Raw genomic sequence first — 13,273 nt, forward strand, 5'->3', positions numbered from 1 at the left:
ACCTTGCGGCTCCGGGCGTGCGTCTCGGGACCCTGGTGTTCTGCCGTAGACCGCCAGACGGGTCAACCGCTTCTTTGGCAGGTAAGGACATGCTAGTATAGCCGCAAATGGAAGGCTGTCTGTATGTACATCAACAATGTCACATCTGCGTTGCCGCTTATCTTGGCGGCGTTTTCTGGCTGCATGTTATTGTGGCTTTCTTACAAAGGAAGGGTATCTGTTTGCATAGTTCTGGCGGGATTTTCAGTTGCGATGCTTCTTCTTCCTAATATAGAAACGTTCAAGGGGTGGGGATTAGAAGCAAGAATTGATAAAAAACTTAACAAAACAGAAGAAATGCTAGACAAAATATCATCTATTGCCACTTCGTACTCTGTATTGGCCTACAACATTACGTCTGACAATGCTTTCCGTGGAGTTTCAGATTTCGATAGTGCAATTTCAGCCAGTAAAAATATAGAAAGCATTTCTAATCTCATTACTTCAGATAAAGAAACTATTAAGGCAGCGAGAAAGAAGTATGAAGAAACACTATCCAAAGAAGTGTATTCCGTTTGGCTTAGCTTCAGAATGGAGAGGTTACCAAATGATAAACTAGAAGAAAACATACGCACAGACATAAATGTCCGAGAACGCGAGATATTTTTCGCAATGTCTCCAGAATTATTTAGGAATATCACGATTATAGATCCGGGTTTCAAATATTTGAATAAAACAGATGCAGATAAATTATCAATTTTTGCTTATGAGGCTTCTAGGGGACTAGAAGATGTCATTGCAACCGGATTATCTAACAAGCTAATGACGGTTATTTTTAACAGAAGTATCAATGTTAGAAATAAATTATATCGCGATATTTTTCTGGAGGAAGCCAAATTATCGAGCTATCCGATTTATATAAGAGAATGATCACGAGGCAACACAAGAGCGCTGCCTAGCATGCTATCGGATCTATCTACACGTAAAGTTATCTATCGGCGGTGTCTAACAACCACCCGCTCCCACCGCGGCCGAGTCGGCTCGGCGAGGAAGACGGCGTCCTCGTTCATATGCTCGGCGAACTGGGCCTGATCGACGCCCCAAGCATGCCTGTGGGCGGCCGGGACAACGGCGCCGGTGGAGTCCGTCTCCTCGCCGGTGTCGTCGGCGCGGAAGAAGCGCTCGACCGCGTTGGCGAGCCCGCGAGAGGCGAATGCCTCGTCAAGAGTGGGGTCGTCGGTGAAGAAAAAATGGGGGCGCGTCATCTTTCGCCTCCGATCTCAATCACCGCCCGCCTCGCGGGCGGCTTCGACCTGGGCCCGCTCTCTTGCCTGATCCCGCACCAGTTCCTCCGGCACCAGCGTCGCCCCGTCCTGGCGCGCCGCCAGCGCCGCGAGACGCACCGGGCGGTAATCCCAGGCATCGACGCCGACGTCGCAGGAGCGGGTGGTGTCGGCCAGGGTGCCGTGGGTGTGGCCGTAGAGGTGGCGGGTGCCGCGCCACAGGCCGGGCCAGGCCCGGTGGGCGTAATGCGCCAGGAACAGCCGCCACTCGCGGCCCTCCTCCCGCAGGGTCACGCGGGCGCTCTCGACCGGCGGGTCGGCCCAGGGCAGGTCGAGGACGCGGTTGCTGTCGTGATTGCCGCGCACCAGGCGCTTGACGCCGTTCAGGCGCGCGAAGATCGCCGCGCAATGGGCCCGCTCGGCATGGGCCGCGAAATCGCCGACGTGCCAGACCTCGTCGTCGGGTCCCACCGCCGCGTTCCAGTTCGCCACCAGCGTCGCGTCGTGCTCCTCGATGGACGCGAACACCCGGCCGCGCTGACGCAGGATGTGGGTATCGCCGAAATGCGTGTCGGCGGTGAAGAAGACGGCCATGAGCACCCGCGGGGCGTGACGGAGGCCGTGTCAGATGGGGCGGACGGCCTCGTCGGCACGGGACCGATCGCCGCGTCGAGGACGAGCGGCACCGACACGGCGCCGCCTCTCACCAAGCAGACTTGCGTTGGCAGGCCAACGCTTCGCCCGCTCAGGTTCTTGTCGTGTCGCAGATTCTTGCCGCCGAACCGGTGCCCACTTCGGCGAAATCTGCTTGGGTCTCGGCCCTCAGTAGCCGTAGGTCCGGCGCGGAGCGTAGCCGTCGCGGGGTCCGACGCGGGCGCCGTAATCGACCTCGCGCTGCCGGTCGCGTCGCTTGGCGAGGGCCCGGCCCGCGAGGCATCCGGCGACCGCTCCGACCACGCCGCGCTCGGCCAAGTAATGGCCCGCCACGCCGCCAATGATCGCGCCCTTGATGCAGCCCTTGGCCTCGGCCGCGCCGACACCCATCAGCGTCACGACCGCCACCACGGCCGCCTTCGCCACGTTCCGCATGTTGCCTCCTCCGCTCTGCGACGCGAATTCAACGGCCAGGCTCGGCCGACGTTCCGTCGCGTCGGGCGGCCGGATTGGGCGAACTTCGCGATACGCAAGGGTTGACGCATCCCCCGGTCAACGATTCTTTACCGGCAGCCGGTAAGGGAAGACGACTGACGCGCCGAGGGGACATGTCAGCACGAGGCAGCCAGGAAGCAGGCTCCGACATGTTGCCGACGAGCGACGACCCGGATCTGTGCGCATCGATCCGACGCGACCAGCTCGAATCGGTCCGGCGCAGCATCCAGCCCGCGATGCTGATCAACGCGCTCCTCGGCGTCGCCAGCGCCCTGGTCGCGTTCCAGGCCGGGAGCGGACGCGCCGGTCTTGCCTGGTTCGCGGTCTCCTCGGCCGTGAACCTCCTGCGCGTCGGTCTGTGCCGGGCACCCTGCCCCGGCCTCGCGGCCGGCGAGGCGATGACGCCGGGACAAGCCCTGGAGGGCGCGCGCTCGGTCGACCGGCACCTGCGGCTCGCCACCCTGGCGGCGCTCCTGTCGGGCATCGTCTGGTCCCTGGTGCCGCTCCTGTGCGACGGCTACACCTCGCCCGAGACCCTGTTCTACCTGATCGTGACCTGCGGCATCACCGCCGGCGCCGTGACGCACGGCATGGCCTTCGCGGCGATCCCCGCGAGCTTCATCACGCCGCCGCTCCTGACGGCGGCGGGCTGCCTCGCCTGGGCCGGCGGCTTCGACCGGGTCTGCCTCGCCCTGACGGTGCTGCTCTACCTCGCGGCCCTGCTGCGCAGCGCCGTCGAGACCGAGCGGAACTTCCGCCGCACCAGCCGGCTCAAGAACGAGGCCACGGCCCTGGCGCGCTCGCGCCAGGAGGCCCACGCGGCGGCCTCCGCGCTCGCCGAGGAGATGCGCCGGCGCGCCACCCACGACGTGCTCACCGGCCTCAACAACCGCGCCGGCTTCGCCCTGGCGGCGGAGGAGCGGATCCAGCGCCCCGGCCCGGCGCCGTGCCTGATGCTCCTCGACCTCGACGGCTTCAAGTCGGTGAACGACGTCTACGGCCACACCACCGGCGACCGGGTGCTGATCGAGGTCGCCCGGCGCCTGCGCCGGAGCCTGCCGCCGGAGGCCCTGGCGGCCCGCTTCGGCGGCGACGAGTTCGCGGTCCTGTACGACCCGGGCACGGCCCTGCCGCCCGCCGACCTGGCGGCGGCGCTGATCCGGACGGTGGTCGAGCCGATCGAGGGCCTGGATGCCGGGCGGCTCGGCATCAGCGCCGGCTTGTGCCACGCCCACGGCCCGGACCTGACGCAGATGCTGAGCTGCGCCGACACGGCGCTCCACGCCGCCAAGGCCGCCGGGCGCAACCGCTTCCGGATCTTCGACGAGAGCCTGCGCGGGCGCCTGGAGATGCGGCGCGACAGCGAGCGCGACCTGTCGCACGCCCTCGCCGAGGGCGGGATCGTGGTCTGGTTCCAGCCGATCTTCGGCGAGGGCGGCCGCGTGGTCGCCGGCCTCGAGGCCCTGGTGCGCTGGCACCATCCGGTCCACGGCTGGATCCCGCCCGGCGAGATCGTCTCCGCCGCGGCCCGGGCCGGCCTGACCGAATCGCTCCTGCGCGTCATCCTGGAGCAGGTCTGCGCCGCCCTGCAGGCCCTGCGGGCCGGGGGCGCCCATCACGTCCGGGTGGCGATGAACGTCTCCCCCCGGGAGATGGTGCAGATCCCGGTCGACGAGATCGTGCTCGAGCGCCTGCGGGCGCTCGGCCTGCCGCCGTCGACGCTCGAGATCGAGATCACCGAGGAGACCGCCCTCGACATCGAGGCGGTGCAGGGCAAGCTCCTCGCCCTGTCGCGGGCCGGGATCGGCGTCGCGCTCGACGATTTCGGCATCGGCTACTCGTCGCTGGCCTCTCTGCGCCAGCTGCGGGCCGGACGGGTGAAGATCGACCGCAGCCTCGTCACCGGGCTCGCGGAATCCGACGACAAGCGCGGGCTCGTCCAGGCGGTGCTCGGCCTCGGCCGCGCCCTCGATCTCGAAGTGGTGGCCGAGGGCGTCGAGACCGCGGAGGATCTCGCGGTGCTGCGCAGCCTCGGCTGCCCGTTCGTCCAGGGCTACCATCTGGGCCGCCCCGTCCCGGCCGAGCAGGCGCTCCACCAGGCCCTGGCCTGCCGGCCCGACGCCGCCTGACCCCGCCCCGGCCCGCCCCGCGGCGAATTCAGGCCGGCGCCGACGCGCAGGCGATCCGGCGTCTCGGCGCTTTCCCGCCGCGGTCGATCGGCTTAGGTCTCTCCCGGTGCTGCGCCCCCGCCGAACGGGAGCCGGCCGGGAGGAGATCCAAGTCATGCAGCCGATCCTCGATGCCTTCGACGCCCGCGCCATCCTGCCGGAGGATGGCTGCGCCGGCGCCCTCGCCGGCCGCGTCTGGCGGCCGGAGCTGAACGGCCCGAGCACCGTCGCGGTGCGGCCGGGGGCCGACGGGACGCCGGAGCTCGTCGACATCACCCGCGCCTTCCCGACGATCCGCGACCTGTGCGAGGCCGCCGACCCGGCCGCCGCCCTGCGGGCGGCCGCGGGCGAGACGGTCGGGACCCTCGACGCGGTGCTCGCCAACACGCCGCCGGACACCCGCGACCCGTCGCGGCCCTGGCTCCTGGCGCCGATCGACCTCCAGGCGGTCAAGGCCGCCGGCGTGACCTTCGCGGTCTCGATGCTGGAGCGGGTGATCGAGGAGCGGGCCCGCGGCAACCCGGATGCTGCGGCGGCGATCCGTCTCGAGGTCGGCCGCCTCGTCGGCGACGACCTGCGGCGCCTGAAGCCCGGCTCGCCCGAGGCCATGGCCCTGAAGGCGGTGCTGGTGGCGCAGGGAGCGTGGAGCCAGTACCTCGAGGTCGGCATCGGCCCCGACGCCGAGATCTTCACCAAGGCCCAGCCGCTCTCGGCGGTCGGCTGCGGCCAGGAGGCCGGCCTGCATCCGGGCTCGCAGTGGAACAATCCGGAGCCCGAGATCGCCCTGGTGGTCGCCTCCGACCAGCGCATCGTCGGGGCAACGCTCGGCAACGACGTCAACCTGCGCGACTTCGAGGGCCGCTCGGCCCTGCTGCTCGGCAAGGCCAAGGACAACGCCGCTTCCTGCGCGCTGGGGCCGTTCGTCCGCCTGTTCGATGCCGGCTTCTCGCTCGACCACGTCCGGCGCACGGTGGTGAGCCTCGAGGTGATGGGCGCGGACGGGTTCGAGCTCGCCGGCACGTCGCCGCTCTCCGAGATCAGCCGCGACCCGGCCGACCTCGTCGAGGCGATGATGGGCGGAACCCACCAGTATCCGGACGGCGCGGTGCTCTTCCTCGGCACGATGTTCGCCCCCGTCGAGGACCGCGGCGCGCCGGGCCAGGGCTTCACCCACCAGGTCGGCGACCGGGTGGTGATCCGCAGCCCCGGGCTCGGGGCGCTGGTCAACCGCATGCGCCATTGCCAGGATTGCGAGCCCTGGACCTTCGGGGCGGCGGCGCTGATGCGCAACCTCGCGGGCCGCGGGCTCCTCGGGGCGTGAGGCGGCCCGAGGGCGTAGGACAGCGGGCTTAAGACGCCACACCGTGACAATACCGTCACGGAAACCGTAGAGGCCTCTTCCGGGCAAGCGTGGCCGGTTGCCAGGAGTATAGCATTGGCTATACCTGGCGCCGGAACGGCAGGGGAAGCGGCGATGCGGCGCGTGGGCGGAGCGGGAATCGGGGTGGCGCTCGGCCTCTGGGCCGGCCTGGCGAATGCCGCCGACCTGCGCCCTCCCGCCCCCGCGGCCGCGGAGGGGCCCAGCTTCACCGACTGGTCGGGCCCCTATCTCGGCATCGAGGGCAGCGCCGGCGCCTCGTTCGGCAATTACCGCTTCGGGCCGAGCACGGTCGGCGGCCGGCCGATCCCGGCCTTCCAGAGCGGCGACTCGACGCGGCGCTCGGATACCGGCCGCACCGCCACCACGGCGGTCGGCGGCCTGTTCGGCGGCTACAACTGGCAGACGGGTCCCTACCTGTACGGGATCGAGGCCGATCTCTACGGCGCCAACCTCAAGCGCCCGGTGCCCTCGACGGCGACCGGCTTCGGCTACGAGGACGTCGATCCGCCCTTCAGCGTGATCCGGGGCAAGACCGACCTCTATGGGGCCGTGCGCGCCCGCCTCGGCTACGCGTTCGAGAGTTATCTCGTCTACGCCACGTTCGGGCTCGCGGGCGCCGATGCGCGGGTGCTCGCGACCTACCCGGATTTCGCCACCGGGGCAGTGGCGACGGCGCGCAAGGACCTGTCCTTCCTCGGCTTCACCCTCGGGGCCGGCGTGCAATACGCCATCACCCCGAACCTCGCGCTCGGCCTCGACTACCGCTACGTCGACCTCGGACGCTCGAACCGCTTCGATCTCGGCCGCGTACCGGGGCTCGGGCCCGTCACCACCCAGGCCGCCTTCTCGTCGCACCAGATGATGGCGCGCCTTTCCTGGTACCCCTACGGCCTCAGGCTGCCGGCGGAGGTGGCCGAGGACGCGCCGGCGAGCCGCGACACCGGCCGCTACTCCTTCCACGGCCAGACCACCTTCGTGATGCAAGGGGTACCGGGCTTCCGCGCCCCCTATCGCGGCGACAACAGCCTGGTGCCGAACCAGGTCCAGTCGACCACCACCGCGACCCTTTTTCTCGGCGTGAAGCTGACCGACAGCACCGAGCTCTACTACAACCCGGAATTCTCTCAAGGATTCGGCCTGTCGCGGACGCTCGGCGTCGCCGGCTTCGTCAACGGCGAGGCCCAGAAGGCCGGCGCGCCGTTCCCCAAGCTGCGCTCGAACCGCTACTTCATCCGCCAGACCTTCGGGCTGGGCGGCGCCACCGAGGACGTGCCCGACGGCGTCAACCAGGTGGCGATGACCCGCGACGTCGAGCGGATCTCGGTCGTGGCCGGCAAGTTCGCCCTCGGCGACTTCTTCGACGGCAACGTCTACGCCCACGACCCGCGGGTCGACTTCATGAACTGGTCGATCTGGGGCTCCTCGGCCTGGGATTTCCCGGCGAACCTCCCCGGCTTCACGCAAGGCGTGATGGTCGAGTACAACCGGCCGGAATTCGCGATCCGCGCCGCCTACACCCAGGTGCCCAAGCAGCCCTCGAACGACGTCCTCGACCCGCGGGTCTTCGAGCGAGCCGGCACCAACATCGAGTTCGAGGAGCGCCACGTCCTGCCCGGCCTCGACCAGCCCGGCAAGCTGCGCATCGGCCTGTTCAGCAATGTCGGCACCACCGCCAACTACCGCCAGGTCGTCGACCTGACGCAAGCCGGCATCTACGACGACATCAACGACGCGGCCGCCGCGACCCGCCGGCCCCGGCGCAAGACCGGCGCCTACATCAACCTGGAGCAGGCGCTCACCCCGGATCTCGGCCTGTTCGCCCGGGCGAGCCTGTCCGACGGGCGCAACGAGAGCCTGTCCTTCACCGACGTCGACCGGTCGGTCTCGGGCGGCCTGTCCCTGAAGGGCACCGCCTGGGAGCGGCCGAGCGACACGGTCGGCATCGGCGGGGCGATCAACGGCCTGTCGCCGTCGCACCGGGCCTTCTTCGCCAAGGGGGGCCTGGGCCTGCTGATCGGCGACGGACGCCTGACCTACGGCACCGAGCGGGCGTTCGAGACCTACTACGCGCTGAGCCTGACCAAGGCCGTGACGGTGTCGTTCAACTACCAGCTGGTGGTGAACCCCGCCTATAACCGCGACCGCGGCCCGGCGAACTTCTTCGGCACCCGCCTCCACGCCGACTTCTGACGCCGCCGCGCGCCGTGACGTGCGCCGGCCGCGATGGCAGGCGCGCCTCGACGGTATGACACGGCCGGCCGCGGACGGTGTAAGCCTGTTCCGAACGACCGGCGCCCCGGACCCCCACCCGGCGGCCCGGCAGGCAGGAGACGCCCGAATGACCGAGACCGACGCGCTGCGCCACCCGGAGATCCGCGAGGAAGTCGCCAAGCTCTGCGCGCGCTTCCCCGACGAATACTGGCGCCGGCTCGACACCGAGCGCGCCTACCCGACGGACTTCGTGAACGCGCTGACCGAATCCGGCTACCTCTCGGTGCTGATCCCGGAGGAGTACGGCGGCTCCGGCCTGCCGCTCTCGGCCGCCGCCGCGATCCTCGAGGAGGTGCAGCGCTCCGGCTGCAACGGCGCCGCCTGCCACGCCCAGATGTACACGATGGGCACGGTTTTGCGGCACGGCACGCAGGCGCAGAAGGAGCGCTACCTGCCGGAGATCGCCGCCGGGCGCCTGCGGCTCCAGGCCTTCGGCGTCACCGAGCCGACGAGCGGCACCGACACCACGGCGCTCCGCACCACCGCCCGGCGCGAGGGCGACAAGTTCATCGTCAACGGGCAGAAGATCTGGACCAGCCGGGCCGAGCATTCCGACCTGATGCTGCTGCTCGCCCGCACCACGCCCCGCGACCAGGTGGCGAAGAAGACCGACGGGCTCTCGACCTTCATCGTCGACATGCGCAGCGTGCTCGGCCGCGGCCTGACCATCCGGCCGATCCGCACGATGATGAACCACAATTCGTGCGAGGTCTTCTTCGACAACATGGAGGTGCCGGCCGAGAACCTGGTCGGCGAGGAGGGCAAGGGCTTCCGCTACATCCTCTCGGGCATGAACGCCGAGCGGCTGCTCATCGCCGCCGAGTGCGTCGGCGACGCCAAGTGGTTCATCGCCAAGGCCTCCGCTTATGCCCGCGAGCGCCAAGTCTTCGGCCGGCCGATCGGCCAGAACCAGGGCATCCAGTTCCCGATCGCCAAGGCCTACGCCAACATGCGGGCCGCCGAATTGATGGTGCAGGAAGGCCTGCGCCTCTACGAGGCCGGGGCCAATCCGGGGGCCGAGGCCAACATGGCCAAGATGCTCGCCGCCGACGCCTCGTTCGAGGCGGCCAATGCCTGCATCCAGACCTTCGGGGGCTTCGGCTTCGCGGAAGAGTACGACGTCGAGCGCAAGTTCCGCGAGACCCGGCTCTACCAGGTGGCGCCGATCTCGACGAACCTGATCCTGTCCTACATCGCCGAGCACGTGCTCGGGATGCCGCGTTCATACTGATGTGAATTCCGGACGATGACGTCCGGAATTCGTGTCACAAGCCGGCGCGGCGCCCGAGCGACGCCGATATCTGCGTCGTGAAGCGACCGGCCGGACATCGTATGACGGCGAACGCCGCCCTCGGGGTCCCGGGGGCGGGCACGGAATCCCCCATGACCTTTCCCTCCGGCCCGCTTCTGTTCCTGCCCGGGCTCCTCAACGACGCCGTGCTGTGGCGCCGCCCGATCGCCGCGCTGGCCGACCGGACGGCCGCCGTGGTGGCCGACCTGACCCTCGACGACAGCATCGCCGCGATGGCCCGCCGGGCGCTCGCGGCGGCGCCGCCGCGCTTCGGGCTCGTCGCCCTGTCGATGGGCGGCTACGTCGCCTTCGAGATCCTGCGCCAGGCGCCCGAGCGGGTGACGCGGCTGGCCCTGTTCGACACCGGCGCCGCGCCGGAGGATGCGGCCCACGCGGCGCTGCGGCGCCAGGGCATGGAGCAGATCAAGGTCGGCCGCTTCGCCGGCGTGACCACGCGCTTGCTGCCGAAGCTCGTCCACGCCTCGCACGTCGCCGGCCCGGTCGGCGAGGCCGTGAAGGCGATGGCCGAGCGGGTCGGCGGCGAGGCCTTCCTGCGCCAGCAGCGGGCAATCCTCGACCGGCCCGACAGCCGGCCGATCCTCGCCACGATCCGGGTGCCGACCCTGGTGGCGGTGGGCGCGGACGACGTGCTGACGCCCCCCGCCCTGTCGCAGGAGATCCATGCCGGCATCGCCGGCTCGCGCCTGCACGTGCTGGCGGATTGCGGCCACCTCCCGCCGCTGGAGCGGCCCGAGGGAACCGCCGCGCTGCTGCGCGAATGGCTGGAAGCCTGACGCGTCAGGTCAGCATCGGGGCAAAGCCGGGATCGCCCATCTCCATGGCGCGGCGATAGGCAGGGCGCGCCCCGATGCGCTGCAGGTAGGCGAGGATCGCGGGATAGGGCGCGAGGTCGACCGGCTGGAACAGCCGCATGGTGGTGAGCGAAAAGACGCTCATGATGTCGGCCGTCGTGAACTCCTCCCCGGCGAGGTAGGGCACCGCGGCGAGCCGTGCCTCGACCAGCGCCATCACCCGGTCGAGGCGCCCCTGGACCGCCGCCTGCACCGGATGGTCGGGGGGAAGGCCGACGCGCCCCACCATCATCATCCGGCCGAGGACCGGCTGGAGGTTCCCGTTGGCGAAGTGGAACCAGTACAGGAAGGCGGCATAATCCGGGTGGTCCGGCCCGAGCCGCAGCCGGCCGCCGCCATGCCTCACCGCGATGGACTCGACGATCGCGGCGGATTCGGCGAGCACCAGCCCGTCTTCCTCGATCACCGGCGCCGCGCCGAGCGGATGCAGCGCCCGCAGGTCCGGCGGCGCCAGGATGGTGACGGGGTCGCGCTGGTAACGCACGAGGTCGTAGGGAACGCCCAGCTCCTCGCACAGCCAGAGGATGCGCTCGGATTGCGAGCGTTCGAGGTGGTGGACCGTCAGCATCGCACCGCCTCCCTTCACGCGTGAGAGCGGGTCACCGGTTCCCGGCGGCAGGCCCGCCCGCCGTGCCGCCGCTGCCGGGCGGGCCCGCGGTCGGGCTGCCGCCGATCCAGACCCCCGGATTGGTGCCGGGGACGGACGTGCTGCTCGGGTTGCCCGGAAGAGTCTGCGTCGGGCGCGAGGCCGGCGGCTTCGTGCCGGTGCCGGGGCCCGGCGCGCCGACGGCGTCGCTCGGCGGCGGGAGCCGGGCGGTCTGGGCCTGCGCGGTCGGGATCTGGCCGGCGGCGGCGACGCCCAGCGTGAGGGCGAGAGCGAGGGAGAGTCTGATCATCGGCCTGTCCGCAGGGAATCCGTCGGCCGTCAACATCCGAAACGAGGCCGGGTTCGGCCGGGGCCGCGCGGAGCCGCGAGGAGGCCGGAGCCTCCCGACGACGAATCCGGGGAGCGAGCGGGGTCGAATACCGGGATCCGGGGCGGGCCGTCGCCCCACTGCCCCCCTTGCGCCGATCGGCTTCGCCCCGCGCGAGCAGAAATCCTTGCCGGTTAGTCCTTGCAAAACATCAGATCGTAGGAATTTTAACCATGATTTCACCCAGCATCGGCACAATAGGGCTCTCTTGACGGGGCCGCTACATGAAGATCAAGTTATCGCACGTGCTGGGCGGGTTGATCGCCGTGCTGGCCATCGGCCTTCTCATGCAGGGAGTCCTGAGCGTGACGCAGCTGCGGAGCGTCAACGCCAATACGCTCGACATTGCCGACAGCTGGTTGCCGAGCGTGCGCGAACTCGGCGAATACAAGTACAAGGTGACGCGCCTGCGCCTCGTCGATGCCCGCTACGTCATGGCGACGGAGCCCGTGACCGAGCTCGACAGCATCTCGGACCGCCGCCTCAAGGAATCGGAGGCGGTGGCGCGGCGCTACGAGACGGTGATCACGAGCCCCGAGGAGCGGGCGCTGTGGACCGCGTTCCAGGGACATTGGGCGGAGTACCTGACCCTGCGCGGCAAGATCATGATCGCGGCGCGGGAGAAGAACGCCGTCACCGTCAACGAGCTGTTCCAGGCGTCGCGCCGTCCGTTCGATGCGGCGATGGACGCGCTCGATCGCGACACGGCGCTGAACGTCGCCGGCAGCGACCGGGCACGGTCGACGGCGATCGACACCTATTCCAGCGCGCTGTGGCTGACCGGACTGGTCTGCGCCGTCGCGCTGGCGATCGGCCTGTCCGGCATCGTCTACGTCGTGGCCGCCGTGGCGCGGCCGATCGAGCGCCTGGTCCGGCGGATGCACGGCCTGGCCTCCGGCGACGTCGCCGCCCCGGTTCCCTATCTCGGCCGTACCGACGAGATCGGCGCCATCGCGGCCGCGGTCGACGCCTCCCGGGAGAACGTGATCCGGACCCGGCAGCTCGAGGAGGAAACCGCTCTCGCGCGGGCCTCCGCCGAGGCGCAGCGCAAGGCCGGCATGCGCCAGATGGCCGAGGGCTTCGAAGCGGCGGTCGGCGGCATCGTCACCCTGGTCTCGTCGGCGGCGACGGAATTGCAGGCCACGGCCGAGCAGATGACCGCGACCGCGGCCGACACGGCCGCGCGGTCGGGCACGGTCGCGGCGGCGGCGGAGGAGGCGGCGGCGAACGTCAACACGGTGGCGGCGGCGACCGAGGAACTCGGCGCATCGGTCGGGGAGATCGGCCGGCAGGTCCAGGGCTCGGCCGGGCTCGCCCGGAGCGCCGTCGCCGAGGCCGACCAGACCGCGCATCTCGTGCAGGTGATGAAGACGGCGTCCGGGCGGATCGGCGAGATGGTCGGCATGATCTCGACCATCGCCAGCCAGACCAACCTCCTGGCGCTGAACGCCACCATCGAGGCGGCGCGGGCCGGCGAGGCGGGACGGGGCTTTGCCGTGGTCGCCGCCGAGGTGAAGGAACTCGCCAACCAGACCAGCCGGGCCACCGAGGAGATTTCCGGACAGATCGGCGAGATCCAGGGCGTCACCGACCGGGCCGTCGCGGCGATCGGCACGATCAGCGCGCGCATCCGGGAGATCGACGCGGTGACGGCGGGCATCGCGAGCGCGGTCGAGCAGCAGGGCGGCGCGACCCGGGAGATCGTGCGCAACGTCGCCGAGGCCGCAACCGGCGCGAGCGCGGTGACGCACACCATCGCGGGCGTGGCGCAGGCCTCCGAGGAGACCGGCGCGGCAGCGAGCCAGGTCCTCGCCTCGTCGTCCGAGCTGTCGCGGCAATCGGAGCACCTCTCCTCGGAGGTGCGCCGCTTCCTCGCCACGGTCAGGGCCGCGTGAGCGGGAGGCT

At 69.6% G+C, this 13,273-nt stretch carries 12 protein-coding genes; 7 read left to right on the plus strand and 5 right to left on the minus strand.

Annotated elements, in window-relative coordinates; translation table 11 throughout:
- Window positions 1–123: 123 nt before the first annotated feature.
- Window positions 124–909: a hypothetical protein gene (locus miv_RS05920; protein WP_207181862.1), complete on the plus strand. Its 786-nt coding sequence runs from the start codon at window positions 124–126 to the stop codon at window positions 907–909.
- Window positions 910–971: 62 nt separating this feature from the next.
- Here the strand turns inward: miv_RS05920 and miv_RS05925 are convergent, their stop codons facing one another.
- The 3 genes from miv_RS05925 to miv_RS05935 form a co-directional block, all read right to left on the minus strand.
- Window positions 972–1,244 (minus strand): hypothetical protein, encoded by a 273-nt coding sequence (locus miv_RS05925; RefSeq protein WP_207181864.1) that lies wholly within the window; start codon window positions 1,242–1,244, stop codon window positions 972–974.
- A gap of 15 nt (window positions 1,245–1,259) precedes the next feature.
- Window positions 1,260–1,856, minus strand: coding sequence for a metallophosphoesterase (locus miv_RS05930; protein WP_207181865.1), 597 nt, complete (start codon window positions 1,854–1,856; stop codon window positions 1,260–1,262).
- A 228-nt stretch (window positions 1,857–2,084) separates the two neighbouring features.
- On the minus strand, window positions 2,085–2,351 hold the full coding sequence (locus miv_RS05935) for a hypothetical protein (protein WP_048425872.1): 267 nt from the start codon (window positions 2,349–2,351) through the stop codon (window positions 2,085–2,087).
- A gap of 209 nt (window positions 2,352–2,560) precedes the next feature.
- Here miv_RS05935 and miv_RS05940 point away from each other — a divergent pair, with 209 nt between their 5' ends.
- The 5 genes from miv_RS05940 to miv_RS05960 all read left to right on the plus strand — a co-directional run bounded on the left by miv_RS05940 (window position 2,561) and on the right by miv_RS05960 (window position 10,316).
- Window positions 2,561–4,540: a putative bifunctional diguanylate cyclase/phosphodiesterase gene (locus miv_RS05940; protein ID WP_207181866.1), complete on the plus strand. Its 1,980-nt coding sequence runs from the start codon at window positions 2,561–2,563 to the stop codon at window positions 4,538–4,540.
- A gap of 154 nt (window positions 4,541–4,694) precedes the next feature.
- Window positions 4,695–5,900, plus strand: a complete 1,206-nt coding sequence (locus tag miv_RS05945; protein ID WP_207181867.1) for a fumarylacetoacetate hydrolase family protein — start codon at window positions 4,695–4,697, stop codon at window positions 5,898–5,900.
- Between the two features lie 153 nt (window positions 5,901–6,053).
- Complete coding sequence (locus tag miv_RS05950) at window positions 6,054–8,150, plus strand: carbohydrate porin (RefSeq protein ID WP_207181868.1); 2,097 nt, start codon at window positions 6,054–6,056, stop codon at window positions 8,148–8,150.
- Window positions 8,151–8,298: 148 nt separating this feature from the next.
- Window positions 8,299–9,462 (plus strand): acyl-CoA dehydrogenase family protein, encoded by a 1,164-nt coding sequence (locus miv_RS05955; protein ID WP_058617252.1) that lies wholly within the window; start codon window positions 8,299–8,301, stop codon window positions 9,460–9,462.
- Between the two features lie 152 nt (window positions 9,463–9,614).
- A complete protein-coding gene (locus miv_RS05960) occupies window positions 9,615–10,316 on the plus strand; it encodes an alpha/beta fold hydrolase (protein ID WP_207181869.1) in 702 nt (233 codons plus the stop codon).
- Between the two features lie 4 nt (window positions 10,317–10,320).
- Here miv_RS05960 and miv_RS05965 read toward each other — a convergent pair whose 3' ends face one another.
- Window positions 10,321–10,962, minus strand: a complete 642-nt coding sequence (locus miv_RS05965) for a glutathione S-transferase family protein (RefSeq protein WP_058617253.1) — start codon at window positions 10,960–10,962, stop codon at window positions 10,321–10,323.
- Between the two features lie 31 nt (window positions 10,963–10,993).
- On the minus strand, window positions 10,994–11,290 hold the full coding sequence (locus miv_RS05970; RefSeq protein WP_207181870.1) for a hypothetical protein: 297 nt from the start codon (window positions 11,288–11,290) through the stop codon (window positions 10,994–10,996).
- 302 nt (window positions 11,291–11,592) lie between these two features.
- Between miv_RS05970 and miv_RS05975 the strand changes: the two genes are divergently transcribed.
- Window positions 11,593–13,263, plus strand: a complete 1,671-nt coding sequence (locus miv_RS05975; RefSeq protein ID WP_207181871.1) for a methyl-accepting chemotaxis protein — start codon at window positions 11,593–11,595, stop codon at window positions 13,261–13,263.
- The last annotated feature ends 10 nt before the right edge of the window (window positions 13,264–13,273 follow it).

Origin of the sequence: Methylobacterium indicum, from assembly GCF_017347565.1 — a bacterium.
Classification (GTDB): Bacteria; Pseudomonadota; Alphaproteobacteria; order Rhizobiales; family Beijerinckiaceae; genus Methylobacterium; species Methylobacterium indicum.

Coding starts and splice junctions, on each gene's coding strand:
- miv_RS05925 (WP_207181864.1), bottom strand. CDS start 1,244: ATGACGCGCCCCCATTTTTTCTTCACCGACGACCCCACTCTTGACGAG.
- miv_RS05950 (WP_207181868.1), top strand. CDS start 6,054: ATGCGGCGCGTGGGCGGAGCGGGAATCGGGGTGGCGCTCGGCCTCTGG.
- miv_RS05935 (WP_048425872.1), bottom strand. CDS start 2,351: ATGCGGAACGTGGCGAAGGCGGCCGTGGTGGCGGTCGTGACGCTGATG.
- miv_RS05975 (WP_207181871.1), top strand. CDS start 11,593: ATGAAGATCAAGTTATCGCACGTGCTGGGCGGGTTGATCGCCGTGCTG.
- miv_RS05945 (WP_207181867.1), top strand. CDS start 4,695: ATGCAGCCGATCCTCGATGCCTTCGACGCCCGCGCCATCCTGCCGGAG.
- miv_RS05930 (WP_207181865.1), bottom strand. CDS start 1,856: ATGGCCGTCTTCTTCACCGCCGACACGCATTTCGGCGATACCCACATC.
- miv_RS05955 (WP_058617252.1), top strand. CDS start 8,299: ATGACCGAGACCGACGCGCTGCGCCACCCGGAGATCCGCGAGGAAGTC.
- miv_RS05965 (WP_058617253.1), bottom strand. CDS start 10,962: ATGCTGACGGTCCACCACCTCGAACGCTCGCAATCCGAGCGCATCCTC.
- miv_RS05960 (WP_207181869.1), top strand. CDS start 9,615: ATGACCTTTCCCTCCGGCCCGCTTCTGTTCCTGCCCGGGCTCCTCAAC.
- miv_RS05970 (WP_207181870.1), bottom strand. CDS start 11,290: ATGATCAGACTCTCCCTCGCTCTCGCCCTCACGCTGGGCGTCGCCGCC.
- miv_RS05920 (WP_207181862.1), top strand. CDS start 124: ATGTACATCAACAATGTCACATCTGCGTTGCCGCTTATCTTGGCGGCG.
- miv_RS05940 (WP_207181866.1), top strand. CDS start 2,561: ATGTTGCCGACGAGCGACGACCCGGATCTGTGCGCATCGATCCGACGC.